Annotated in this window: 20 protein-coding genes and 2 tRNA genes; 6 read left to right on the top strand and 16 right to left on the bottom strand. The window is 45.6% G+C overall.

Features of this window, described 5'->3' with window-relative positions; all coding sequences use genetic code 11:
* Positions 1-60: 60 nt before the first annotated feature.
* A complete protein-coding gene (locus KUA46_RS12320; RefSeq protein ID WP_218487812.1) occupies positions 61-1623 on the top strand; it encodes an ATP-binding protein in 1563 nt (520 codons plus the stop codon).
* Between the two features lie 184 nt (positions 1624-1807).
* Here KUA46_RS12320 and KUA46_RS12315 read toward each other — a convergent pair whose 3' ends face one another.
* The gene (locus KUA46_RS12315) at positions 1808-3145 is read right to left on the bottom strand and encodes an ATP-binding protein (protein WP_218487813.1); all 1338 of its coding nucleotides are present in this window, start codon (positions 3143-3145) and stop codon (positions 1808-1810) included.
* Positions 3146-3625: 480 nt separating this feature from the next.
* On the opposite strand from KUA46_RS12315, the gene KUA46_RS12310 reads away from it, so the two are divergent.
* A complete protein-coding gene (locus KUA46_RS12310; RefSeq protein ID WP_153091433.1) occupies positions 3626-4330 on the top strand; it encodes a porin family protein in 705 nt (234 codons plus the stop codon).
* Positions 4331-4422: 92 nt separating this feature from the next.
* Here the strand turns inward: KUA46_RS12310 and metG are convergent, their stop codons facing one another.
* From metG to prmC, 12 genes are all read right to left on the bottom strand, one after another.
* Positions 4423-6489 carry a methionine--tRNA ligase gene (gene metG / locus KUA46_RS12305; RefSeq protein ID WP_006848073.1) on the bottom strand — a complete coding sequence of 689 codons (2067 nt, stop codon included), beginning with the start codon at positions 6487-6489 and terminating at the stop codon, positions 4423-4425.
* 882 nt (positions 6490-7371) lie between these two features.
* Positions 7372-8922 carry a YifB family Mg chelatase-like AAA ATPase gene (locus KUA46_RS12300; RefSeq protein WP_006848071.1) on the bottom strand — a complete coding sequence of 517 codons (1551 nt, stop codon included), beginning with the start codon at positions 8920-8922 and terminating at the stop codon, positions 7372-7374.
* Positions 8923-8964: 42 nt separating this feature from the next.
* Positions 8965-9972: a DUF4369 domain-containing protein gene (locus KUA46_RS12295; protein ID WP_153082755.1), complete on the bottom strand. Its 1008-nt coding sequence runs from the start codon at positions 9970-9972 to the stop codon at positions 8965-8967.
* 17 nt (positions 9973-9989) lie between these two features.
* Positions 9990-10075 (bottom strand) — tRNA-Leu (locus tag KUA46_RS12290).
* Between the two features lie 20 nt (positions 10076-10095).
* Positions 10096-10168 (bottom strand) — tRNA-Gly (locus KUA46_RS12285).
* Between the two features lie 103 nt (positions 10169-10271).
* Positions 10272-10898 carry a hypothetical protein gene (locus KUA46_RS12280; protein WP_218487814.1) on the bottom strand — a complete coding sequence of 209 codons (627 nt, stop codon included), beginning with the start codon at positions 10896-10898 and terminating at the stop codon, positions 10272-10274.
* A gap of 18 nt (positions 10899-10916) precedes the next feature.
* On the bottom strand, positions 10917-12254 hold the full coding sequence (argH, locus tag KUA46_RS12275; RefSeq protein ID WP_022121541.1) for an argininosuccinate lyase: 1338 nt from the start codon (positions 12252-12254) through the stop codon (positions 10917-10919).
* Between the two features lie 14 nt (positions 12255-12268).
* Positions 12269-12730, bottom strand: coding sequence for an SRPBCC family protein (locus KUA46_RS12270; protein ID WP_117587246.1), 462 nt, complete (start codon positions 12728-12730; stop codon positions 12269-12271).
* Positions 12731-12749: 19 nt separating this feature from the next.
* Complete coding sequence (gene pyrE / locus KUA46_RS12265; protein ID WP_006848066.1) at positions 12750-13382, bottom strand: orotate phosphoribosyltransferase; 633 nt, start codon at positions 13380-13382, stop codon at positions 12750-12752.
* Between the two features lie 110 nt (positions 13383-13492).
* On the bottom strand, positions 13493-14134 hold the full coding sequence (locus KUA46_RS12260; RefSeq protein ID WP_256625097.1) for a ComF family protein: 642 nt from the start codon (positions 14132-14134) through the stop codon (positions 13493-13495).
* A gap of 139 nt (positions 14135-14273) precedes the next feature.
* Positions 14274-14801, bottom strand: coding sequence for a regulatory protein RecX (locus KUA46_RS12255; protein ID WP_181975270.1), 528 nt, complete (start codon positions 14799-14801; stop codon positions 14274-14276).
* Positions 14802-14842: 41 nt separating this feature from the next.
* On the bottom strand, positions 14843-15721 hold the full coding sequence (gene prmC, locus KUA46_RS12250; RefSeq protein WP_218487816.1) for a peptide chain release factor N(5)-glutamine methyltransferase: 879 nt from the start codon (positions 15719-15721) through the stop codon (positions 14843-14845).
* 88 nt (positions 15722-15809) lie between these two features.
* Between prmC and ribD the strand changes: the two genes are divergently transcribed.
* The 3 genes from ribD to KUA46_RS12235 all read left to right on the top strand — a co-directional run bounded on the left by ribD (position 15810) and on the right by KUA46_RS12235 (position 19224).
* Complete coding sequence (gene ribD, locus KUA46_RS12245) at positions 15810-16847, top strand: bifunctional diaminohydroxyphosphoribosylaminopyrimidine deaminase/5-amino-6-(5-phosphoribosylamino)uracil reductase RibD (RefSeq protein WP_218487817.1); 1038 nt, start codon at positions 15810-15812, stop codon at positions 16845-16847.
* A 116-nt stretch (positions 16848-16963) separates the two neighbouring features.
* Entirely contained in the window at positions 16964-17122 is a 159-nt protein-coding gene (locus tag KUA46_RS12240; RefSeq protein ID WP_022121547.1) for a hypothetical protein, read from the top strand.
* A gap of 659 nt (positions 17123-17781) precedes the next feature.
* Positions 17782-19224 (top strand): AAA family ATPase, encoded by a 1443-nt coding sequence (locus KUA46_RS12235; RefSeq protein WP_119229877.1) that lies wholly within the window; start codon positions 17782-17784, stop codon positions 19222-19224.
* On the opposite strand, the gene KUA46_RS12230 is transcribed toward KUA46_RS12235, so the two are convergent.
* The 3 genes from KUA46_RS12230 to KUA46_RS12220 all read right to left on the bottom strand — a co-directional run bounded on the left by KUA46_RS12230 (position 19164) and on the right by KUA46_RS12220 (position 22309).
* Positions 19164-20087, bottom strand: a complete 924-nt coding sequence (locus KUA46_RS12230; protein ID WP_153091441.1) for a sensor histidine kinase — start codon at positions 20085-20087, stop codon at positions 19164-19166. The genes KUA46_RS12235 and KUA46_RS12230 overlap by 61 nt on opposite strands.
* Positions 20088-20150: 63 nt before the next feature.
* Entirely contained in the window at positions 20151-20669 is a 519-nt protein-coding gene (locus KUA46_RS12225) for a response regulator (RefSeq protein ID WP_218487818.1), read from the bottom strand.
* A 62-nt stretch (positions 20670-20731) separates the two neighbouring features.
* Positions 20732-22309, bottom strand: a complete 1578-nt coding sequence (locus KUA46_RS12220; RefSeq protein ID WP_218487981.1) for an IS1634 family transposase — start codon at positions 22307-22309, stop codon at positions 20732-20734.
* 374 nt (positions 22310-22683) lie between these two features.
* On the opposite strand from KUA46_RS12220, the gene KUA46_RS12215 reads away from it, so the two are divergent.
* Positions 22684-25035, top strand: coding sequence for an ABC transporter permease (locus tag KUA46_RS12215; RefSeq protein ID WP_218487481.1), 2352 nt, complete (start codon positions 22684-22686; stop codon positions 25033-25035).
* The last annotated feature ends 6 nt before the right edge of the window (positions 25036-25041 follow it).

The raw sequence follows: 25041 nt of genomic DNA, 5'->3' as shown, positions 1-25041 counted from the left end.
TTTTTATTTGCGTATCTGATATTTTATTCGTAACTTCGCACCGTCTAAAGTAATATGGCTATGGAAAAGATAAGAAAATACCCAGTAGGAATGCAAACTTTCTCTGATATACGAGAGGGTAATTATGTGTACGTAGATAAGACAAGGTATATTGTCGATTTCTTGCGTAATGGTTCTAAATATGTGTTTCTGAATCGTCCAAGACGATTCGGTAAGTCGCTTTTTGTCTCTACGCTCCAGGCATATTATGAGGGCAGGAAGGAACTGTTTGATGGTTTGGCACTTGGCGAATATGAGAAAGAATGGGTGAAACGTCCTGTTCTTCACTTCGACATGAGTACTGCCAAAAATCAGACACCCGAAGGGTTAGAAGAGATGCTGGGCTACATGCTTTCAGAATACGAGCAGGTCTATGGACGTGACGAATTGGCGGTGCAGCCGAGCCAGCGTTTGCAGTCTTTGGTAAAGCGTGCCTATAAGAAGACGGGTCAAAAGGTGGTCGTTTTGATAGACGAATATGATGCTCCTCTCTTGGATGTCGTGCATGAGAAGGAAAGTTTGATGCCATTGCGCTTGGTTATGAGGAAGTTCTATAGCCCATTGAAATATCTCGACCCTTGGCTGGAATTTACCTTTATCACGGGTATCACCAAGTTCTCTCAGTTGAGTATCTTTAGCGAGATCAATAATTTGGATAATATCAGCATGTTCGATCAGTATTCTGCTATCTGTGGTATCAGCAAGACAGAACTACTGACGGTGATGAAGCCTGATGTTGAGTTGCTAGCCAAGTCTTTGGGAAAAACTTTTGATGAAACGGTTGCCGAGTTGAGTTCATATTATGATGGTTATCATTTCAGTAAAAAATCAGAAGATGTGTTTAATCCGTTTAGTCTGGTTAAAGCGTTGAGAAGTAAGGAAATAGCAGCTTATTGGTTTAGTTCAGGTACTCCTGCATACATTATCAACACTTTACGCAAACATCATGTGGGGGTGATGGATATAGAACAGAAATCCGTAGGGGTGGATGATTTCGATGTCTCTCCTGAGCAGATGACTTCTGCTTTACCATTGCTTTATCAGAGTGGGTATCTCACCATCAAGAAGTATAACCCTATCTTGCAGAGCTATCAGCTGGATTATCCAAACAAGGAAGTGCGTGTAGGGATGGTTCGTTCCTTGGCTCCTAACTATCTCTCTCCAATATCGTTGAACAATAATAGTTTCATCTTCGACTTTTTGGAGCAACTATATAACAATAATATGGATGGTGCTTTGCAGAAAATGCAGGCTTATCTCGCCAGTATCTCCAATCGACTTGCCAACAAGAACGAGAAGGACTTCCAAACGGTCTTTTATCTCATTTTTAATTTGATGGGTGCTTACATCTTGGTGGAGGAGGATAGTGCAATAGGCAGAGCAGATGCCGTTCTTCACATGCCGGATACAATCTATGTGATGGAATTGAAGTTTGATAAGACGGCTGAGGAAGCTTTGCAGCAGATTGATGACAAAGGCTATCTCATTCCTTATTCAGCTGACGGCAAACGAATGGTAAAAGTTGGAATCAACTACGACAGCCAAAAGCGAACCATTGGTGAATGGAAGATAGCAGAAGGATAAATATAGCTTTTTGTTACTGTTTAAACGAGTGGCATTGTATAACGTTTTATCTCCATGTTATTCGATTTTTTTGTGATAAATCACACTTTTGACGAATACAGGGGTAAGAATGCTGGCTGTAAAGCTCGCTTCTTTCCAAGAAAAAAAACACGGACAAATTGAATTTGTCCGTGTTATATTTTATTTATAGCAAGGGTGTCATATATATTGGCACCAATAAGGTCTGTCCATCTTTTTTGAAATCTTTCGTATATAATAGGTATCTTTTGTCGATTCTATCAGAGAACTTCTGGCAAAATTCATCTAGCGACTTGTGACTGTTATATCCTGATGATTTCACTTCTATCGGATAAATCTTCTTGCCACGAGATAGCAAGAAATCTATCTCATAGTTCTTGTGACTTGTTGCATGGGGAAATGTGTAATAGAACAGTTTGTTTCCTGATGCGGTAAGCATTTGGGCAACGAGATTCTCATAGGCATACCCCATATCGCTACTCAGTTTGTCGCTCAACAACTTTTCGTAAATGGTGTTCTCTGTGTAGTCTTTATCCCAAAAAGCAAGTGTGACGAATAGCCCTGTGTCTCCAACAAACATTTTATAGTAGTCTTCGTCACTATGTAATGAAAAACCAACATTGGGATCATTTGCGTGATAGGCGAAATTGACCACCATGCTGTCTTTCATGTCTGCCAAGACTCCCATGAGATTCTTTCTGCCTGCATCATCCAATACGCTTGCTACCTGGTATCTGGCTGAATTTTTGTTTAATTCGGAAGGAATACTCTCGAATAACTTGGCAGCTCTTCCTGTTTTGTCAATCTTTCTGAAGTCGTCAAGATAAAGTTCTATGATTTCTCGCTTTACGGCATCTGTTTTGCTCAGATTGTTGGTATCTAAGTACTCGTTTACGGCTTGTGGCATTCCACCTACAAGCATATATAGACGAAGGTTGCGCATAGCTTCTCGATGCGCTGCTCCCAATGGAACTTTTGCATCGAGAAACTGCTTGAGAAGGGGAAATGTAGCAGTATCGCCCATTGCCCATCGAAATTCCTCGTAATCCATCGGATAGAGATCCAAACGTGTTTCTTCGCTTGGAATCAAAATGTTTTCTACATTCTTTTTGATACTGATAAGAGAGCCTGTCTCTATGTAGTCGTATCTTCCGTCTGCTACTAGGTATTTGATGGCTTGCCGGGCTTGTGGGCACATTTGTACTTCATCGAAAATGATGGCTGATTTGCGTGGCTCCAAGATTACTTGGTAGATTGATTGGAGGCGTAAAAATATGTAGTTCAAGTCCATGAAGTTGTCAAACAGCTGTTTCACTTCCTTAGATGCTTGTGCGAAATCTATAAGGATATAGCTTTTGTATTCATTTTCTGCGAAAGCTTTGGCTACTGTTGACTTTCCTACACGGCGTGCTCCTTTGAGCAAGAGGGCTGTGCTACCATTTCTCTCTCGCTTCCATTCGAGCATTTTGTCGTACACTTTTCTTTTAAATGTTCTTTTTCTCATAACTTGCTGATTTTGAGCGCAAAGATACATATAAGTTCCAAATCCCCCAAATGTTTTTTGTTAAAATGTTCCAAATCCCCCAAATGTTTTTGCTTGAAATGTTCCAAATCCCCCAAATGTTTATCTTTTAATCGGGATGAGGAAAACTTTCCAAGAAAAAAAACACGGACAAATTGAATTTGTCCGGACAAATTTGTCCGGCATGATATAAATCGCTGACTATGAGAAGATTACAAAGATGTCGGACAAACAACCGGACAAATTCAATTTGTCCGTGTTATATTTTTAGGTCATAAATGCAGGTTTGGCATGGCGTAAACTATGACTTATGCTCCAGAAAACGGTGAGTTGAGGGGAAGAAAACTATGAGTTAGATTCGTTAACACTTTACGAGAACAGGTCTTTCATGGAGAAAAATGACAGTTGGATGCAATATTATCCCTTGTTTCTTGTTATTATATTATACAAACTGTTGTGGAAATGAAAAAGAAAATAGTTATAATGATGGTGCTGCTGCTTGCTGTTGTGGGAGCAAAGGCACAAGAAGTGGAGAGTCCGGTAGGCAGATTCTCGGTAATTCCCCGTATCGGTGTAACTCTGGCTAACTGGAGCGGATTGACTCTGGAAACTTTGGAGGGAACCTCGCTAGAGTCTAAGTATCAGGCAGGATTCATGGGTGGCGCAGATGTGGAATATCGCATAGGTAAGAGCCTGGGTATTACGCTGGGTGCTTATTATGCCCGACAGGGTATGCGCTTCCCTGACTGTGAGTTGACAGAGAATGCTGAAAAAGGGGAATATACAGGTATCAAGAATCATCACGTGAACCTCGATTATATCCAGGTACCGCTCATGCTGAAAGCCTATCTTGTAGAGGGTTTGTCGGTGAATGCAGGCGTTCAGGTGGGATTCCTTTGTGGTGACGGCAAGGTGAAAAGAGAGGAAACCGACCTTCAGAAGGACAAGAACGGGTCGATTACATACAAGGATATGCATGAAACCGAAGCTCTTTGGCCTGCCAAGAAGGTGGATGTAGCCATTCCTTTGGGCTTGAGCTATGAATATATGAACGTGATTCTGGATGCCCGTTACAACGTGAGCCTGACGAAGGCTAGCAAGGGTGATTGGGATAACTGTAAGAACAAGGCTCTGACCTTTACCGTGGGTTATCGTTTTACATTATAAAAGAATATTTGGATAGAAATAAGAAAAGCCTCAAATCCGCAAAGGATTTGAGGCTTTTACCTTATCTGATAATCAGATGATTCTATGATTCTTTATCCTACCTGACTTCCTGGCTTAACCTTGCCAAGGAGAGAAGTTACGTTCAATGAGCCGTCGAAGTTAACAGCACTCAGAATCATACCCTGACTCTCGATGCCCATCATCTTGCGAGGAGCAAAGTTGGCTACGAACAATACGTCCTTGCCGATCAGCTGCTCTGGTTCGTAGTAGGCTGCGATACCTGAGCAGATGGTGCGCTCTACGCCAGAACCATCGTCGATGGTGAACTTCAGGAGTTTCTTAGACTTCTTTACCTTCTCGCAGTTCAGAATGTGACCTACGCGGATATCGAGTTTCTCGAAATCATCGAAGCTAACCTCTGGCTTGATAGGAGCTGCCTGATAAGAAGCCTCCTCGTTAGCCTTCTTGGTGTCAGCAAGCTTCTGGAGCTGTCTTTCGATAACCTCATCCTCAATCTTCTCGAAGAGCAATTCAGGCTCACCGAGCTGGGTACCAGCCTTGAGCAAATCTGTGCTGCCGAGCTGAGTCCACTCGAAGTTAGGCATATTGATCATCTTGCGGAGCTTCTCTGAAGAGAATGGCAAGAATGGCTCGAAGGCGATAGCGAGGTTGGCAACCAACTGCAGGGAGATGTTCAGGATGGTCTCCACACGCTTAGGATCGGTCTTCCAAACCTTCCAAGGCTCACACTCTGTGATGTATCGGTTACCGATACGAGCCAGGTTCATAGCCTCTTTCTGAGCCTCGCGGAACTTGAATACGTTGAGATACTGCTCTACCTTCTCCTTTACGTCCTTAAACTCAGCGATAGCCTTCTCATCTACCTCCTGCAATTCACCACAGGCAGGAACTACGCCGCCCCAATACTTCTTGGTGAGCTGGAGGGCACGGTTTACGAAGTTACCGTAAACGGCAACCAACTCAGAGTTGTTGCGCTCCTGGAAATCCTTCCAGGTAAAGTTGTTGTCCTTGGTCTCAGGCGCATTGGCTGTCAATACATAGCGCAATACATCCTGCTTGCCTGGCAAATCTACGAGATACTCGTGCAACCATACAGCCCAGTTGCGGGATGTTGAAATCTTATCATCCTCCAGGTTCAGGAACTCGTTGGCTGGTACGTTGTCTGGCAAGATATAGTCGCCGTGAGCCTTCAGCATAGTAGGGAAGATGATGCAGTGGAACACGATATTGTCCTTACCGATGAAGTGAACAAGACGTGTTTCAGGATCCTGCCACCACTTCTGCCATGTTCCCCACTTTTCTGGATGAGCATCGCAGAGTTCCTTGGTATTAGAAATGTAGCCGATAGGTGCATCGAACCAAACGTAGAGCACCTTTCCATCTGCACCCTCTACTGGAACAGGAATACCCCAATCCAAGTCGCGGGTCATGGCACGTGGCTGAAGATCCATATCCAACCAGCTCTTGCATTGGCCGTAAACATTGGTACGCCACTCTTTGTGGCCTTCCAGAATCCACTTCTTCAACCAATCCTGATACTTGTTCAATGGAAGATACCAGTTCTTGGTAGGCTTCTTTACGAGACCATGACCAGGGTTGTTCTTGTTGGTAGGGTTGATGAGCTCCTCAGGAGAGAGGGTAGCACCACATTTCTCGCATTGGTCGCCATAAGCACCCTCTGCACCACAGCGAGGGCAAGTACCTACGATATTACGGTCAGTAAGGAATTCGCCTGTTACCTCGTCGCAGAACTGCTCCTCTACCTTTTCTTCCAATACGCCCTTGTCATAGAGTGTGCGGAAGAAGTCTGAAGCAAACTTATTGTGAGTAGGCGAAGTGGTACGGCTGTAAATATCAAAAGAGATACCGAAGTCCTCGAAACTCTTCTTGATGAGATTGTGATAGCGGTCAACCACCTCCTGTACGGTAATACCCTCTTTCTTGGCACGGATAGTAACAGGTACACCATGCTCATCGCTACCGCCGATGAAGACAACATCCTGCTTCTTGAGGCGGAGATAGCGAACATAGATATCGGCTGGCACGTATACACCTGCCAGGTGACCGATGTGCACACCACCGTTAGCATAAGGCAAAGCCGCAGTCACGGTAGTACGTTTAAAGTTCTTTTGTTCCATATTAGCTAATATATTTTTGTTATTTGGCTGCAAAATTACAAAAAATGTTGGAGATAAGAAAGAATTATCGTCGCTTTTTCTTACTTATATATATAATAAGGTGTAAAAAGCTGGGTTCTTTAGTGTTTTTATAGTAAGGATAGCGTAGGGCAGGATACAAAAAAAGGCCCTTTGCATCTCTGCAAGAGCCTCCCATCTTGTACACTTCCATCAGACTCCTCCCTGATAGGACTGTACCTAATTATTATCATTTACTTTTTCTACGAACTTATTCGTTTTGACAACTTATGTTGTTGACCTTTTACAATCTAATTACCTTAGTATGTAGAAAACTTCCTCCTTATATATTTATATCTATAGAGAGATTTCTTACATTACGTTCATATAGGCGATAACGGCCAACTCTGCAAGAAGAATTACGAAACCAATCTTCTTTACTGCGTTTGTAATTTTAAAAATGCAATCCATAATCTTAATAGTTTTGTTGTTAATAATTAAACTAGCGTTGTGCTAGTGTTCTTTTTACGGTTGCAAAGGTAATGCATTTTTTTATCCTATATGGGGTAATTTTTATTAGAATTAGTGATTTTCGTAAATTTAAAAGCTAATTAAAATCAATTATTACACCTTGGAGAATAGAAATTACCCCGTCTTGGACGATTTTACTATTCGTTTTTGTCTGTTTTTTGTGGTATTTTTGTCTTCATGGGGTAATATTTTCGTAATGACAAAAGAAAATAGCCATTCTAAAACAGGTTTGTAACTATTTTAAAATGGCTATTCTTCTATTTTTTCTCCCTTTTTCCCTTATAAATCCAACTTTTTAGAGCGAATGATAGGAAAAAACGGATTTTTATCCTTTTACATATATCTTCTTTATGATTATAAATGTCCTCTTTCTGCCCAATCGCCTCTGTCGAGGGTTCTGTATCCCACGGCTTCTGCTATATGGTCAGGCTTAATCTGTTCACTTCCTGCCAAATCAGCAATGGTTCGTGCCACTTTCAGGATTCTGTTATAGGCTCTGGCTGACAAAGAAAGCTTCTCCATTGCCATTCGGAGCAGTTCGATACCTTGTTCGTCGGGTTCGGCAAACTGATGAATCATTCTTTCGGTCATCTGGGCGTTGCAATGGATGCCTTTATAATCTTTGAATCTTTCGGCTTGAACTTCTCTTGCCTTGATGACTCTTTCTCTGATCTTGGCACTTGGCTCACCTGGTGCTGCCTTCGATATGTCCTGGAAAGGAACGGGACTGATTTCGCATTGGATGTCGATGCGGTCGAGTAACGGTCCCGAAATCTTGTTCATGTATCTTTGAATCTGGCCTGGCGTGCAGACACAGCGATGTGTCGGATCACCATAATATCCGCATGGACAAGGGTTCATACTTGCCACAAACATGAATGAACATGGATAATCTGTAGAATATTTCGCTCTGCTGATGTTGATGTGGCGGTCTTCCAATGGCTGGCGGAGTACTTCCAGAGTGGTTTTATTGAACTCCGGAAGTTCATCGCAGAACAGAACGCCATTATGGGCGAGCGATATTTCTCCCGGTTGTGGTGAAGTTCCACCGCCTACCAGAGCCACTTGAGAGATGGTATGGTGAGGAGACCGGAACGGGCGTTGGGAAATGAGTGATACATTCTTGCCCAGTTTGCCTGCAATGGAGTGAATCTGTGTTGTTTCCAGACTCTCAGATAGCGTGAGAGGAGGAAGAATAGACGGCAAACGTTTTGCCATCATCGACTTTCCGGAACCTGGAGGACCTACCATAATCAGGTTGTGTCCGCCAGCCGCAGCCACTTCGAGCGCTCTTTTCACGTTCTCCTGACCGCGGACGTCGGCATAATCGTATTCACAATGTGTCTGGTTTTCGTAAAATTCCTTGCGGGTGTCAACGATTGTAGGAGAAGGATTGCTTCTGTCGCTCATGAATTGTATGACTTCGAAAAGCGTTTTCATGCCGTAAACCTCAAGATTGTTTACGACAGCCGCTTCCCGAGCGTTCTGTTCCGGCACAATCAGTCCCTTAAAGTGCTCTGCTCTTGCTCTGATGGCTATCGGTAGGGCACCTTTGATAGGCTGGAGCGTACCGTCAAGGCTCAGCTCGCCTACCATCATGTACTCTTTCAGATGATCTTCGGGAATGTTGTTGTTGGCACCTAGAAGTCCGATTGCAAGCGGCAAGTCGAAACTGCTGCCCTCTTTCCTGAGGTCAGCTGGAGCCAGATTGATAGTGATGTCGGCTATCGGAAATTTGAAGCCGCTATACTGGAGAGCTGCTGAAATTCGGTTACGGCTCTCCTTGACCGCCTCGTCGCCTAAGCCTGTGAGGTGGTACATGACGCCTCTGTTGAGGCTTACTTCTACGGTTACAGTAGTTACTTCTAGTCCGTTAACTGCTGCACAATATGTCTTTACTAACATATAGGCGTGCTTTTTATGGGTTCTTGACTAGCTCGAAAGTATTTATTTTAGCAGTTGGTCGAGCTTATTGTAAAGCTCTTGCTTTTTCATGCCTCGGGCGATGATTTTACCATTTTGAAGTATGATGTTGTCAGGAAGGTTTCCCAATCCCAACTTCTTCAAGGTCTTGTCTTCCAGCATTTCGCCGTTGCAGATGATAGGGCATGCGATAGAGTCGCGCTTGATGTTGTTCTTGCATTCGCTCTTGCTGGCATCCAGACAGAAAGCCATCAGCTTAAGCTTGCCGTTCGATTTCTTCTGACGGCTCTTCAGTTCGCGCTGCATGTCCTGACTGTCATAGTTATAGGTAGCCCAGGTGTAGATTACGGCAACCGGAGCGCTGCTCATTTCTGTACTAGAAACGAGTTTTCCGTTGATATCGTATGCTGTAAATGAAGGCAGGGTTGCACCGGTGCCTACATTCTTCATGGTTTCTGCCAACTGCTTCATCTTAGCCAACTGTCCGTTTTTAGGCTGTTCTTTCTCTACGATATTGATGAGTGAGAGCGCCTTGCGGTAATCAGGTTGTGTAGAAGTGATGAAGTATTTTTTGATCAGATAGATGCTGCACACAGAATTCGGATGTTCTCTGACGAAGTCTTCAGCATGCTTTTTAGCCTCAGGTGGCGTATCTTTCAGAATGTTCTTGCGGAATTTTGTCATCAGTTCGTTATCCTCGGTTCCGCTTACCTCCATTTCCTTAAGGTGCGAAGCATCTGCCTTGATTTCTACTGATTTGCCCGATTTTGCGAAGATAGGCTGCTCAGAGAAATTAGGGAAAACAAGCATAATGGTAAAATCTTCCTTACATTCGGTTTCGAAAGTGAAACGGCCGCCTTCTACCTTGATGGTATCAACGCCTTCGAAGCCCCCGTCAGGACTGTATACATAAAATTCGCCTTGATTCATGTTGAGAAATTTGCCTTCAAACTTGAAATGCCCACTGCTAACACCACATGATGTTAAGACCAGCGTAATGAATAAAATGAGGATGTAAGCAAATTTTTTCATAAGGAAAAACTTTAAGGTGCCGCGAGCGGGACTCGAACCCGCACAGCCATTACTGGCCAAGGGATTTTAAGTCCCTCGTGTCTACCAATTCCACCATTGCGGCATGGTAAACGTTAAGAGTTGAGCGGAAAACGGGACTCGGACCCGCGACCCCAACCTTGGCAAGGTTGTGCTCTACCAACTGAGCTATTTCCGCGTTATGTGGGTGCAAAGGTAATGCTATTTCTTTAAATCTCCAAACGATTTACATTTTTTAAGACAAGAAAGCGCCATTTTTTTCGTTTGTCCTCCGTTTCTGCTTAGTTTCCCACGTATATATCGGTTCCTTTGCCGCCGTAGGTTACCCGATATTGCATCAGCGGCTTGTCGCTTTTGCTCTTTCCGCCGCTTGAGATGGTTCCGTATTCCAGGCTGTAGATGCGTTTGCATTTGTCGCAAATTACCGATTGGCGGTTGCCGGTCCATTCCAGCGGATAGTTGGTTCCGCCATATTGTTCTATGCAGTTGGGGCATTGGCGGTCCCAGGCTACAGGTCCGCTGAAGTTTGTAAGTCCCATGATGAAGCCGTTCTTTTTGGCATCTTTAGGGTCGTTGCCTGCTCCCAGATAGGTATAGTTGGCATAATTCTCCTTGGCTGTAGAGAGGATGATGGTTTCCGTCTTGTTTTTTCCATCGTTTAATGTAGAATAGATATTCCAGGCTCCATTCACCTTTTTGGCACTAACCATCGTGTAGACGCCCGTTCCGTTGAGGGCTGTTTCCAGACTTGTGCCCGGATGGTATTGCGACTTGAAATAGAACTGGCAGGGATATTTGGTGCTGATGCTGTTTTCTGCATCGCACGAACAAAGTAAGAGCATAGCTATTCCAGCCATGCTCTTCACCTTATTATATATATATACCTTATTATATATGCTATTCTTCATGCAGAAACCTTTCTGTCTTTATTTCAGAAGATTCTTCTCGGCATTCTCCATGCGCTCGAAGTGGAACTCAGAGAGGGTCTGCTCCATCAGCGCCTGAATCTTGTCGTTGCAGAGATTGCCGATGCTGCCTTCGTGAGTATGATGAATATCCTTGTTTGGCTTGAATTCGCCAGCCTCGATTTCCAGTCCTACCTTCTTGTAAGCATCGCGGAATGGCATTCCGTTGGCTGCAAGCTGGTTAACTTCTTCTACTGAGAACATAGGGTCGTAGCGAGGATCGTCAAGAATATGCTCGTTCACCTCCATCTTGTTGATGATGTAGGCAGCCATCTGCAGACAGTCCTTCAACTCGTCGAAGGCAGGGAGGAACACTTCCTTGATAATCTGGAGATCGCGGAAATAGCCTACTGGCAGGTTGTTCATGATGAGCATTACCTGCTGTGGAAGGCTCTGGAGCTTGTTGCTCTTGGCGCGAATCAACTCGAATACGTCTGGATTCTTCTTGTGTGGCATGATGCTCGAACCGGTGGTGCACTCCTTAGGCAATTTCACGAAACCGAAGTTCTGACAGTTGAACATACAGGCGTCGAAAGCCATCTTTGCCAAAGTTCCTGCCACGGTAGCCATGGCGAAAGCCACGTTGCGCTCCATCTTTCCTCTGCCCATTTGTGCATAAACCACATTATAGTCCATGCTGTCGAAACCGAGAAGTTCGGTGGTCATGGTGCGGTTCAATGGGAATGAACTTCCATAGCCGGCAGCGCTACCCAATGGGTTGCGGTTGGTCATGCGGTAAGCAGCCTGAAGGAAGAGCATGTCATCGGCAAGTCCTTCAGCATAAGCGCCAAACCAGAGACCGAATGATGAAGGCATAGCCACCTGCAGATGGGTGTAGCCCGGCATCAGCACGTCCTTATACTGGTTGCTCTTCTGAATCAGCTCGTCGAAGAGAATCTTCACGGCGTCCACAATCTCCTTCAACTCATGACGGGTGAAGAGTTTGAGGTCTACGAGAACCTGGTCGTTGCGTGATCTACCCGAATGAATCTTCTTGCCCATGTCGCCCAGTTTCTGGGTGAGCATCAGTTCTACCTGGGAATGAACGTCTTCCACGCCGTCTTCTATTACGAATTCGCCCTTGTCGGCGATGGCGTAGATGTTTTTCAGTTCGGCAAGGAGCTGAGTGAGTTCATCTTTCTCCAGGAGTCCGATGCTTTCGAGCATGGTGATGTGTGCCATACTGCCCAGCACGTCATACTTGGCGAGATAGAGGTCGAGTTCGCGGTCTCTTCCTACGGTGAATCTTTCAATTTCCTTGTTTACTTCGAAGTTCTTTTCCCAAAGTTTATGTGCCATAATTTCTTTATTTATTAATCCTGGTAAGGAATCATCGCAAGCGCATCAGCAATTTTTTCGATGCCTTCCTGCAATGGCTTCTTCACCATACCCTTGATAAACATGTTAAGTTCTGCCTTGATGGTGAGTTTCATTTTGCATGAGAACTCGCCTGTAGGGAGCAGCTGAATCCAGAAGTTGAAAGGAACAGGGCTGTTTTCTGTTTCAAACTTGATGGTCTTAGGCTCCTCGCGGTCGATGATGCGCATCTTGATTTCACCCACCATAGGTGCTGTGATAGAGATGCTGTCGCTATCAAACTTGAGGTCCTTCAGCTTTTCCATTTCCTTTCTCTTGTCCTCAGGAATCTGGTCTTTCACCTGCTCGAAGCGGTCTTTGAGCATCTGCAGGTTATTCAGATCGCTCAATGTACGATAAACAGATTCCTGCTTGTGAGGAATCTGTTTGATATTACTTTCGAATGTACTTGTACTCATTATTGATGGGTCAGCTTGATTACTTCTTCCAGTTAGCTGGGTCCTTGCGCCACTCGTGGAGCAGCTCTACGTCTTCCTGCTTGATATAGCCAGTCTCCAGAGCCTCTGCCACTACGTGCTCATAGTCGGTCAAAGTAACCAGCTTTACGTTAGCATCAGCAAAAGCCTTCTCGGCGATAGGGAAACCATAGGTGTAGCTAGCTACCATGCCCACAATCTCGTTGCCGTTCTTGCGGAGAGCTTCTACTGCCTTGAGAGAGCTGCCGCCGGTAGAAATCAAGTCTTCTACTACCACAACCTTAGCCTTAGGGTCGAGCTGACCTTCGATGAGGTTCTGCATACCGTGATCCTTTGGTTTAGAACGAACGTATACGAAAGGCATGTTCAGTTCGTCAGCAACCAAAGCACCCTGTGCGATGGCACCAGTAGCTACTCCGGCTACAGCATCAGCCTCTGGGAACTGCTCCAGGATAGCGTGAACGAGCTCAAGCTTTACATAATTGCGGAGTTCTGGGAATGAGAGAGTCTTGCGGTTATCGCAATAGAATGGTGACTTCCAGCCAGAAGCCCATGTGAATGGATCATTAGGCTGCAACTTGATAGCCTTTACTTTCAATAACTTAGATGCGAATTCTTTCTTCAGTTTGTCCATAATCTTAAAGGATTAAATTATTATTAATTATTTTGCAAAGGTACAATGATTTTTGCACACGGCGGCTATATTTAGGGTTAAAATGTTTTAACTCTCGGCAAAAAGGGCCTTTAGTCGTGTGCGAAACCTACAGTCAGCACGCTTATCTTCATCTTTCCGGCTGCTTTTATCAGGGTTTCCGCACAGGAGATGATGGTGGCTCCGGTGGTGCATACGTCGTCGATGATGAGGATATGTTTGCCCTCAAGTTGCGTGATGGGGTGCTCGCCCTGCCCGTCATGATAGGTTGCTGCGGCTTCAAAAACCTGGCTCACGTTTTCCTGTCTTTCCTGCCGGTTCTTGTGGGTTTGGCTTTCGCTAAACTTTTTCCTTCTTACGGCATCCTTGATGATGGTTAGATGGGTGAGTTGCCGGATGCCTTTGGCGATGAGAAGGCTCTGGTTATAGCCGCGTTCTTTTTCTCGTTTTCGGGTGAGCGGGATGGGGATGATGGCGTCTATTCCGTCGAAAAACTGAATGCCTAACCCCTTCTTTGCCAGCATTCTGCCCAGATAGATTCCCATTTCAGGATGATGCATGTATTTCAGCTGGTAGACGGCTCTAGCCGATGTGGCATGGCTGATGTGATGGAAGAGAGCGCAGCAGCGTTCGATGGGAATCAGATGCCAGAAGAGTTTTGCCATCTCGTTGTCGTAGGGCTGTTTCCAGGTATCGGTTCCCGGCATGCGGAGCAGACATTTTATGCATATCATCTCCTCCCCGCCAGCGAGCACATTTCCGCAGATGGCGCAGGTTCGGGGGAAGAATAAATCTAATATGTCTCTTAACAGGCTGGTACGCATGGCTTTACTCTTAATTTTGAGGTTTGGATATTGAACTTGATGCTTTGCTTTAGAATTCCTCTTCGAAATCGATGTCTCCTAGATCTTCTTCCTTCATCCGGTCGATGCATTTGTGGATAACCTCCATGCTGTATCCTCTTCCCAGGGCAAAGCGGATGAGTTTCATCGAGCGTTCATAGTCGTTCTTTGCCTTGATGGTTTTATATTTGTTTTTCATCAGGGGCAGGAGGGTTTCCATATACAGGTCGTCTTCAATCTCTTCGAAGATAGGGTCGGAGATGTCCTTCGGAATATGTTTCATCCACAGCGCCTGTTCCACCTTCCGGCGTCCCCACTTGTTGTATTTTATCTTGTCGTTGATAAAGAAACGTGCGAAACGTTCGTCGTCGATGAATTTCTTCTCGGTCAGGAATTCCATGTTTCTGGCGATGGCATCTTCGGGCAGTTCCCACTTCTTCATCTTGTCGATCATCTCTTGCGAGCAATGTTCGGCTTGGGTGCAGAGGGTGGTGAGCTTCAGGAGCGCCTGCTGCTCGGTCATCGGCTTTTTATACTTTGAACTTTGAGATTTGAACATGATGATTTTTACTTTGAACTTTGAGATTTGAACATTGAACTTTATGATTTGCCGGCTCGCATCATTCTCTGCTTTCCGAAGGCATCTTCCTTTGTATTAATAGCTTTAAAACCCAATCCTTCCAGCATTTCCCTTGTTTCTTTTTCGTAGATAGGATTGATTTCGAAGTATAATGCACCTCCGGATTTGAGGGCTGAAGAGGCATATTCGGCGATGGCTCTGTAGAACTTCAGAGGATCTTCATCGGGCACGAAGAGGGCGAGATCGGGTTCGTGTTCCAACACATTCTTCTCCATATCCGCTTTCTCCTTTTCGCAGATATAAGGAGGGTTGCTCACGATGATGTCCCATCTTTCGGCATCCGATGTTTCCGCCAACTTCAGGGCATCCTGATATTCTATTTTTACGTTACCGGCATCCAGAAGCGCAACATTTCCCTGTGCTATCTTCAAGGCATCTTCCGAAATATCCCAACCCGTAACCTCCGAGCCGCCGATGTCCAGTCCCAGCGTAATGGCGATGCAGCCCGAACCCGTACAGATGTCCAGGATGCGGGTGGCGTTTTCTTCCTTCTCTCCTTCCGTAATCCCTTTGTTTTCAGTCGCATCTTTTTCTATCCACTCGCAGAGTTCTGCCGTTTCGGGTCTCGGAATCAGCACGCCCGGCTCTACATGGAAGGTTCTTCCTGCAAAGTCAGCTTCGCCCAGAACATACTGTACAGGTTCGCCTTTTTGCAATCTTCTGATAATTTCTTCCAGTTTTCTTTCTTCATCTGCAGATAATTCATTAACTTTGCCGCAGATTATGTCGGTCAGCGTCATTCCGTACTTCACATCGAGCACGGTGCGGACGATAGCCTGTGCTTCGCCCGCCTCATATAGAGGGGTAATGGATTGCCAAAGTTGTTGATACGTTTTCATCTCTAAATCGTATATTATGATTTGATTTGAGAGCAAAGGTACGACATTTTATCGAAAAGTAAGTAAAAAACGAAGAAAAGTTTTAGATATGGAACAAAATAATGTTTCTTTTCAGAATGTGAAGACGGGCGAACCGTTGTCGCAAAAGGAAATAGACGAAATGTTTATGCGCCGCTGTCTGCAGCTGGCGAAAAACGGAAGAGAGAATGCCAAACCCAATCCGATGGTGGGAGCCGTTATCGTGAGTGGGGATGGCAGAATCATCGGCGAAGGCTATCATGTAAGATGCGGCGAAGGGCATGCTGAAGTCAACGCCTTTGCATCTGTTAAGCCCGAGGATGAGCATCTGTTAAGCCAAGCTACCATCTATGTGAGTCTCGAACCCTGCTCTCATTACGGCAAGACGCCGCCTTGCGCCGATTTGATAGTAAGAAAAGGAGTAAAGCGATGCGTTTGTGGCTGCGTAGATCCCTTTGCCAAGGTTCAGGGCCGCGGTATCCGCAAGATTCGCGAGGCAGACATCGAAGTAACAGTAGGCGTTCTGGAGGCGGAATGTCTCGAACTCAACAAGCGCTTCATCACCTTCAACACCCATCAGCGTCCTTACATCATCCTGAAATGGGCGCAGACCGCGAATGGCTTTCTTGACAACGGGGGTAGGGGTATGGCTATTTCCTCGCCTTTCACCAAGATGCTCTCCCACAAGTTGCGTGCTGAGAACGATGCCATCCTCATAGGCCGCGTAACCGATGAGCGCGACCACAGTCAGCTCAACGTTAGAGATTGGAGCGGCAAGGACCCGATGCGCCTGGTCATCGACCGCCATCATCCTTGTTTCGAAGGTCTGGATTTCTCACGGGGCAAGACGGAAGTGTTGCAGCAAATCATGCAGTACTTATATAATAATAAGGTGCAGTCGCTGATAGTAGAGGGAGGCGCCATCACCCATCAGGCATTCCTCGATGCTGGACTTTGGGATGAAATCAGGGTAGAAACGTTGTTGTCCACATCTGTGGAAAACTCCGTAACTTCAGGAACGCCAGCGCCTATGCTTCCTCATAACGTCCGGTTAATCAGCCACGAGGCGTATGATGGAAATGTTATCAACACCTATGAGCGGATGTAATCTTCTCATAGATTTGCTTTTCCCTTCGGCCAGCGATTTTCAATTCACAGATGACACAGATTTAGTGGCGTATGCCCAATTCAACATTTAACATTCAACACTTAACATTCAAGAAAATGAGTAACAGATTTACATCGCGTCTGAGTGATGACGACGATTTCAAGCGAGACGAACTGATACGTAAGATAGAGCATTCGGTAGAGCAGATGACGCTCTCAGAACTAGAAGCCCTGTCCTACGATATGTTTACCAAGGGTTATATGGAGGATTATTAGAAAATGTCGGGAACAGCTGATGCGAGAACCGGAAATAGCCAACTGGCAAAATATAAATAGCCAACTGGCAAAACGCAAACAGCCGACTAGCGCATGAGTGGCTAGTCGGCTGTTTTACTGGAACAGTTATTGAAAACTCCTTTATTTTGTTTTCGTATAGGCTTTCTGCCAAATACTCTTCACTCTTCACCAAAAGCCCCGAATCCCCTGTGTTTATCGGCATTCCGAGGGGTGAAGAGTATTCGGGCACTCTTCACCTACTCTTCACCACTCTTCACCCTTCAGGCGTATCTTGCGCCAATTCTCTTAGCGGTTTGCAAATCCTCCAAAACAGAGTGGTGAAGAGTGGTGAAGAGTGGGTGAAGAGATGAAAAGAACTCTTCACCCCTCGGAATGCCGATAAACACAGGGGTTCCCGGCCGAAAGGTGAAGAGTGAAGAGTACCAGAAATAATTGACTCAAGTTTCGCATGTTATCATCAATCTCTTTGATAGATAGGTAATGAAGAAATAGTGATGGAAACTAAAAAATGGGCGATTTTTTACCCAAATCTATGTTTTTGAATGAGATTTGGGTAAAAAATCGCCCATTTTCTTTGTTTTTCGGGAAAATTGGCTTAAATTTGCAGTCAGTATCGAAACGAATAAAAAACGAAGAAAATGGGAACAAGCAATAAGTTGGTAGGTAGGGAGCGAGAGTGCTTGGAACTGGATAGGGTGATGGAATCCGACCGCTCTGAGTTTGTGATAGTGTATGGAAGACGAAGAGTAGGCAAGACCTTCCTTGTTGACCAATACTATCAAGGTTCCTATGACTTTACATTTGTGGGAGGACATAATCTTTCTCGCCAAAGACAATTGACGAGTTTCGGCAAGGCATTGAAGAAATTTTCGGGCAGTAAGCCAGATAAGTTTTCCGATTGGTTTGATGCCTTTGATGCTCTTGAGGAATATCTGGAGTTGCTTGATGCAGACAGGAAGAAAGTGGTGTTTATCGATGAGATGCCTTGGATAGATACGCAGAAGTCGGATTTTGTTTCGGCTTTGGAAAATTTCTGGAATGGTTGGGCTGCTCGCCGAAGCGACATCGTGTTCATTGCCAGCGGTTCCGCCACTTCCTGGATGGTGGATAATCTGATAGAGAACCAGGGTGGCTTGCATGCCCGAATTACCTCTAGTATCTATGTGCGCCCATTTACGCTTCATGAGGTGGAGGAATACTTGCAACGCAAGCATTGCAAGTGGGACAGATACCAGATATTGCAATGCTATATGGTAATGGGTGGCATCCCATTCTATCTGAGCCTTATCGACCCAAGACAGAGTTTGGTGCAGAATGTGGATCGCCTTTTCTTCTCTCATGGCGGTATCATGAGAGGGGAGTTTGATGAACTCTATAATGCGTTGTTCAGCAATGCCGAACTGTATATCAGCGTGGTCAAAGCATTGGCTCAGCACCATGATGGTATGACTCGTACGGAAATTTCCAAAGTCATTGGGGCGAATGGAGGTACGCTCACTCGTGTACTGACCAATTTGGAAAGATGCGATTTTATCTCACGCAGTCAGAACTTTGGTTGCAAGACAAAAGATACCATCTATCGGTTGATGGATTTCTATACCTTATTCTATTATAAGTTTATAGCGCAAGATACATCTGGGGATGAACAATGGTGGAGCCACAATTTTGAGTCACGCTTGGTTTCTACATGGCAAGGACTTACCTTCGAGATTGTCTGCTTGATGCACACGGATTGCATCAAGAAAGCCTTGGGCATATCAGGCATGGCTACGGAAGTTTCTTCATGGAGAAAGGTGGCGGATGACAAGCAGCGAGGTGGGCAGATAGACTTGGTCATCAAGCGTGCCGACCGCATCGTGCATCTATGCGAGATGAAATTCAGCAAGTCGGAATACCGCATCACTGATGCCTACGAGCAGCTGTTGCGGCAGCGCATGGAACTCTTCCAAAGTTCCACCAAGACCAAGCTTTCTTTGGTCATCACCTTTGTTACTACGTATGGAGTGGCTGATGGCTTGCATCATAGCATCGTGCATAGCGAGGTGACGATGTCGCAGCTGTTCATTCGGAATGTTACATGATAGCCTGCCACATTATGCTCGGCTAGGGAGAGGTTGATGGATTGCATCATCAGCATCTGGCGGGAGATGGAGAGGCCGATGCCCGAACCTGATGGCTTGGTAGAGAAGAAGGGGATGAACATCTCCTTTGCCACATCGGCTGGGATGGGGGCGCCATTGTTGCTGAAATAGATGCCCGAGAATTGTGAACTCTCGATGCTCTCTGGATGTTTGTGGAAGCATCGAATGTCGATGGCTGAGGCGTGAGCCTCGATGGCATTCTTGGTCAGATTGATAAATACCTGGTGCAGCATGTTTTTGTCGGCAGACCAGGTGGCATCTTCAGGGATATGGATGTGCCATTCTATCTGAGGATAGAGCGGCTTGATGCCTTCCACGAAATCCTTGAGTGGAATGTTCTCGATGACAGGCTCTTGTAGCTGGGTGAGCTTGCGGTAGCTGTCCACGAAACTGGTGAGCGACTTGCTGGTGTCTCGAATGGCTCGGATGCCTTCCTCGTAGGGCGAGCCTTGGATGTCGGGATTGCTCAGATAGGCTTGGCAGATGCTGGAGATGGGGGCGGTGGCGTTCATAATCTCATGGGTGAGCACACGGGTTAGCCTTTGCCAAGATTCCACCTCATGCTGCGCCACCAGTCTGCCGATGTCGTTCTCCATATCGTTGAGGGCTTGCTGCAAGGCTCGTTCTCCAGAGAGCAATCCCTTGGTGGATAGACGGAAGGAGTAATCGCCATTGCGGATAGCCTCTTGCATCAAGAAGGCACGGCTCTTCAGGTTGCGCTGATGGCGCAAGAAGAGATAGATGATGCCTCCGATGATGAGGAGAATGATACCTATTATATATATGTGGAAGATGGTGTCCATATCAGATGTTGATAATCATGAATGATTGTGATAAGTGATAACGGGAATGATTTTGATAAGTGATTATCGCTTGAGCTTGGCATAAAGCGTTTGGCGAGTGATGCCGAGCAGTTCGGCGGCACGAGAAATATTGCCGTGGCATTGATCCACCACCTTGTGGATATGCGTGGTCTCGATGCTCTCCAGTGTCTCCACTTCCTGGCTTCGGTCGATGGCATCTTTCAGGGTTCTGATAAGTTCGTCATTATCCCAAGGCTTGGTTACAAAGTCGGCGGCTCCCGTCTTCAATCCCTTGATGGCGAGCTGGATATCAGCGTAGGCGGTGATGAGCACCACGGGGATGTTGGCATGGAGACGGCGCAAGGTGCGAAGCCAAAGCAAACCTTCCTGTCCGCTGTTTACGCCCAGCGAAAAGTTCATGTCGAGCAAGATGATGTCCACTGGCTCTTGTTGGAGCAGAGCGGGGGCTGTGTCTGGGCAAGGCAAGGTGAGAATCTTCTCAAATGTGCCGCCTAGGCATATCTTCAGGGCTGTGAGTATCGATGGATTGTCGTCGATTACAAGTATAGTTCCGTATTTCATCTATTTGTGTTCTGTTATATCTTTTCCTGACTTTGACTATGCGTCACCCATCTTGGATTTTTCTATTTTTCGGGGGCAGAATCGTCACTTTTGCCCCCGTCTAGTATCTTTTGAACATCAAACAAGGGCTTGATAGAGTGTTGGGCAGGAGTCAGCAGCAATGTTTCTTGCCTGACCTTCCCATTATTCGGCATGTTGATTCTGATAGTAGCTATGGTCTTAGCAATTTTCAAAACTGAATCTACACTTTTGTTTATCTTGGCAATTTTTAAGATACGCTCCAGTTCTTTATACACCTTGTATGCAATGAAGCATATGCAGATATGTGCCTCTATTCTTTTCTCTGTGAAATGAAAGATGGGGCGTGCCTCCAAGTTCCCTTTGGTTACACGAAAGGCTCGTTCCACGACCCATAGACCGTGGTATTGTTCGACAACTTCCTTTGGTGTGATGGAAGTATTGGTTATATAACCTTTCAAGCCATCCCACTGTGAATCTTCCTTGATTTTGTCTTCGCTGATAACTACATCTATGTCTTTGCTGATTTCCAAGAATTTATTATAGCCACGCTTATTTACGGAGGCTTTTGTGATTTTTCCATTTGCATATGCCTTCTTGAGCCTTGCCACTCCCTTATCACGATTATGTGCATCCTTCTTTGCTCGTTCTTCGGAATAGCCGAGGATCAATCTTGCATTGTCACCATATCTGTATTCGTGAAATTTTCCAGGCATCTTGTCTTGCTGCAAGATCCATTCTTTTATCTGCTCAGACTCTGTATGAATACGAGCACCTATTATATATTTGTATCCTGCATCCTCCAGTAACTTTACATTGCGCTTACTCATGAGCCCTGCATCAGCCACCACTACAAAATCGTCCAGAAAGAAGCGTTGTATGAAATCATCTATGATAGGTAGCATGGTGTATCCCTCGTATTGGCTTCCATTGAAAATACAATACGACAGAGGATAGCCATCACGGCTGACCAAGAGGCCTAGCACTATCTGCGACTCTGATGTCTTGCCATCCTTTGAAAAACCAGACTCTCGCAGCACATCTGTTCTACTGGTCTCAAAATACAGTGTGGTCACATCATAGAACATCAGACCTACATGTCCACCGAGTATGCGCTTGGTGTGCTCTACACTGATGCGTTGTACCTCTTCTTTTTGGGTATAGTACAACTTGTCCATGTAGCGATAAAGCTTATACAACTCGACATCTTCATCAAAGTATGACTTCAGGTAATCTACTGTTGCGTGTTTGCTCATGGGTTGAGAGATGCGAGCGATAACCAAATGGCGAAGTATGGAATCTTGAATTTGGTTGAAACCTATGCTGTCATATACTTGGTTTAGGATAATTTGGTGTCCATTTAGAAGCAGGGAGTCTATGTTAGACAGTACTCGTTCTGTCTCTTCCTCTTCGTTTTGCTTGATGTCTGGTTCTGTGAAGTTAATCTCTTGCTGTCCACCATAAGTTCTTATCCATTTGTTCGCTTCTAGGCACAGAGCATCCGCTTCGGCATCTGTCTTCGCAACACCGAAACTCTTGATTTCACGGAACTTGCCATTGCTCTTGTCCACCACAAGCACTCCGATATGCCCACTGCGGTGCTTCTTCTTACGTACAAACATGGTGCAAAGATACAAAAAATAGTCGTTGCGTCACCCATTTACAGAGATTATTTTTGCTAAATGCCTGAAAATTAGGATATGTTATTTTATAGGTACACATTTTGTCAAAGTCAGGAGTTCCGTATTTCATCTATTTGTGTTCTGTTATATCTTTTGTCTTTGTTTGCAAAAGTACACTTTTTTCTTGAATTAGCCAACAAAACGGAAGATGATGTGTGATTATCATACAGAAGAGTGTATGAATTTCATACAATCCGCTTGCCGCTAGCTTCTGATTCTTGGCAGAATCAAAAGGAATGATTACTTTTGCGTCAGAAAAAAGCATCAGATAGGATGCATCAGAAAAAGCATCAGAAAATAAAGAAACAACAGATATGAAAAGTTATTTTAAGTTTTTATCGCGCAACAAGCTCTATACTGCTATCGAGGCTTTCGGACTCTCGATAGCCTTGGCTTTTGTGATGATTTTGGTATCTTACGCCTTCATGGAGTATCGGGTGGGCACGCATCAGCCAGATGCCAAGAACCTCTATGTGCCTGGTTCGGGCGATTACCTTGGCATGACCTTGGGTACGGCTAAGGAGTTTTTCCCTTCCATCCCGGAAATCAAGGAATGGACCCGATTTAGCGATTATTATACAGACAAGGGTGCTGTGGTGGATGGTCAATACTTTCATGTGCAGGCACGTGCCATAGATCCTAACTTCTTGGATATGATGGGAATGAAGTGCAGGGGATGCTCCGCTCATCGTGTGCTCACGGATAAGCACCAGGCCCTTATCTCCGAGTCTTTTGCCAAGAGGGCTTTTTGCTATGCGAATCCTATCGGGCAGGTCGTTAAGTGCGACACGCTGCAATTCAAGGTAGTGGGCATCGTGGATGATTTTGGCAGGGAAGACTTGCTGGAACCCACCGACATCTTTGTTTCCATGAAATTTAAGGACGCAGATTTGTATCCGATGGATCAGTTTGGCGAGGTTGTTACCATCGTCCGATTGGCAGATGGCGCTGACCCAGAAAAGGTGAATGCCACGTTGCTCAATAAATATATGGGCTATTGGAAGAAATGGTGGAGTCGTGAGAAGACGACTGGCAGTTTCTTGTGGGGCTCTAGCTTGGTGCGCTGGGACAAGTTGTATTTTTCAGATATTACATGCTCGCATGTCCGTCATGGCAGCAAGACCTTGGTCAATGTCCTTTTGATTGTGGCACTCGTCCTCTTGCTTTCAGCCATCTTCAATTACATCAATCTCACCGTGGCGCAGATAGGCAATCGAGCCAAGGAGATGGCTACCCGCCGCCTGTTGGGTGAGTCGGTACTGGGTGTGGTATTGCGCTATATCAAGGAGGCTGCACTCTTCACGGCAGGTTGCTTCTTGCTGGGCATTTTGCTGGCTTGGGCATTCACACCTTTATTTAATAGCATCTTGGATACGAAGATTTCGCTCTTCTCTTCGCCTGCCGTTTGGGGATGCCTGTTGGTGGCTTATCTCGTTATCTCCTTGCTGTCGGGCTTGTTCCCAGCCATCGTGGTGTCTCGTTTCAATCCGATAGATGTGGTGAAGGGCACCATCCGCTTGCGCAGCAAGATGTGGTTTAGCAAGATATTCATTGTGGCACAGAGCGTTATCAGTATGTCGCTAGTGGTGATGGCTATCACGATGATGCTCCAGATGCGCCATCTCGCCAACATACCTTTGGGTTATCAAACAAAAGATATCCTCTGCGTATCCACCACCTTCGGGTTTGATAATGTGGACGTCAGAAACGCGGCGTTGATAGCGAGATTGAAATCTCTGCCTGAGGTGGAGGAGGCTACGGCTATCGGCAACAATCCTGTCATCAGCTTTGCTAATGGAGTGCATGATGAGAAGGGAGAAAATATAGCGTTCTTGCGATTGAGCGTATTGGATTCCATAGCGATGAAGATGATGGGCTTCAAGGTGCTGGAGCGATATTCTGACCCAACGCCAGGCAAAATCTGGGTTAGCGAGGAAGCCAAGCGAACCTTTGGCGTATCGAGCAAGAAACCATATTTCGGTAATCGTGAAGGCAAGCCGGAATATGAGGTTTGTGGCGTTGTGAAAGATTTCCACTGTGGCGATGCTCTTGATGAGTTCAAATCTGACAAATTTGGAAATCATAATGCGATACGTGTTCCTTCTAATCATGATGTGCTTTGGACCATATTGGTGAAGACTCGTGGCGACCATGCCCAAGCCTTGGCTGCTATCCAGAGTGCCTGCAAGCAAGTTGCTAAGGAGCAGCTGGGCGTACCTACCGACATGGATACGGAGTATCTGGACGACACCTTGGCTGATGCGCTCAAGGAGAAGCACAACATGATGGTGCTCATCATCACCTTCATGGGCATCTCCATCTTGATTTCCGCCCTCGGCTTGTTTGGCATGTCGGTATATTACGGCAACCAGCAGCGCCGACAGATAGCCTTGCGCAAGGTGATGGGAGCCTCGGTGACAGATGCGGCATGGCAACTTTCCAAGCGATTCCTCATCACATCGTGTGTGGCTGTGGTTATCGCCATCCCATTGTGTGTCAAGCTGATGCAAGAATACTTGATAGGTTTCAAATATCACATCGATTTCCCTTGGTGGACATTGGTAGCAGGAGCTATCTTCACCTTGCTGCTAGCCTTGGTATCGGTCTTCAGCTATACCCTGCGCACCGCTCTGGAGAATCCGATAGACAGCATCAAGATGGAATAGCATGAT

This window comes from Segatella copri, assembly GCF_019249765.2.
Classification (GTDB): Bacteria; Bacteroidota; Bacteroidia; order Bacteroidales; family Bacteroidaceae; genus Prevotella; species Prevotella copri_K.
This window is presented reverse-complemented; position numbering and strand designations above follow the sequence as displayed.

What these genes read in the sequence shown, in the direction of transcription:
- KUA46_RS12320 (WP_218487812.1), top strand. Translation starts at nt 61, where the DNA reads ATGGAAAAGATAAGAAAATACCCAGTAGGAATGCAAACTTTCTCTGAT.
- KUA46_RS12315 (WP_218487813.1), bottom strand. Translation starts at nt 3,145, where the DNA reads ATGAGAAAAAGAACATTTAAAAGAAAAGTGTACGACAAAATGCTCGAA.
- KUA46_RS12310 (WP_153091433.1), top strand. Translation starts at nt 3,626, where the DNA reads ATGAAAAAGAAAATAGTTATAATGATGGTGCTGCTGCTTGCTGTTGTG.
- metG (WP_006848073.1), bottom strand. Translation starts at nt 6,489, where the DNA reads ATGGAACAAAAGAACTTTAAACGTACTACCGTGACTGCGGCTTTGCCT.
- KUA46_RS12300 (WP_006848071.1), bottom strand. Translation starts at nt 8,922, where the DNA reads ATGTTAGTAAAGACATATTGTGCAGCAGTTAACGGACTAGAAGTAACT.
- KUA46_RS12295 (WP_153082755.1), bottom strand. Translation starts at nt 9,972, where the DNA reads ATGAAAAAATTTGCTTACATCCTCATTTTATTCATTACGCTGGTCTTA.
- KUA46_RS12280 (WP_218487814.1), bottom strand. Translation starts at nt 10,898, where the DNA reads ATGAAGAATAGCATATATAATAAGGTATATATATATAATAAGGTGAAG.
- argH (WP_022121541.1), bottom strand. Translation starts at nt 12,254, where the DNA reads ATGGCACATAAACTTTGGGAAAAGAACTTCGAAGTAAACAAGGAAATT.
- KUA46_RS12270 (WP_117587246.1), bottom strand. Translation starts at nt 12,730, where the DNA reads ATGAGTACAAGTACATTCGAAAGTAATATCAAACAGATTCCTCACAAG.
- pyrE (WP_006848066.1), bottom strand. Translation starts at nt 13,382, where the DNA reads ATGGACAAACTGAAGAAAGAATTCGCATCTAAGTTATTGAAAGTAAAG.
- KUA46_RS12260 (WP_256625097.1), bottom strand. Translation starts at nt 14,134, where the DNA reads ATGATATGCATAAAATGTCTGCTCCGCATGCCGGGAACCGATACCTGG.
- KUA46_RS12255 (WP_181975270.1), bottom strand. Translation starts at nt 14,801, where the DNA reads ATGTTCAAATCTCAAAGTTCAAAGTATAAAAAGCCGATGACCGAGCAG.
- prmC (WP_218487816.1), bottom strand. Translation starts at nt 15,721, where the DNA reads ATGAAAACGTATCAACAACTTTGGCAATCCATTACCCCTCTATATGAG.
- ribD (WP_218487817.1), top strand. Translation starts at nt 15,810, where the DNA reads ATGGAACAAAATAATGTTTCTTTTCAGAATGTGAAGACGGGCGAACCG.
- KUA46_RS12240 (WP_022121547.1), top strand. Translation starts at nt 16,964, where the DNA reads ATGAGTAACAGATTTACATCGCGTCTGAGTGATGACGACGATTTCAAG.
- KUA46_RS12235 (WP_119229877.1), top strand. Translation starts at nt 17,782, where the DNA reads ATGGGAACAAGCAATAAGTTGGTAGGTAGGGAGCGAGAGTGCTTGGAA.
- KUA46_RS12230 (WP_153091441.1), bottom strand. Translation starts at nt 20,087, where the DNA reads ATGGACACCATCTTCCACATATATATAATAGGTATCATTCTCCTCATC.
- KUA46_RS12225 (WP_218487818.1), bottom strand. Translation starts at nt 20,669, where the DNA reads ATGAAATACGGAACTATACTTGTAATCGACGACAATCCATCGATACTC.
- KUA46_RS12220 (WP_218487981.1), bottom strand. Translation starts at nt 22,309, where the DNA reads ATGTTTGTACGTAAGAAGAAGCACCGCAGTGGGCATATCGGAGTGCTT.
- KUA46_RS12215 (WP_218487481.1), top strand. Translation starts at nt 22,684, where the DNA reads ATGAAAAGTTATTTTAAGTTTTTATCGCGCAACAAGCTCTATACTGCT.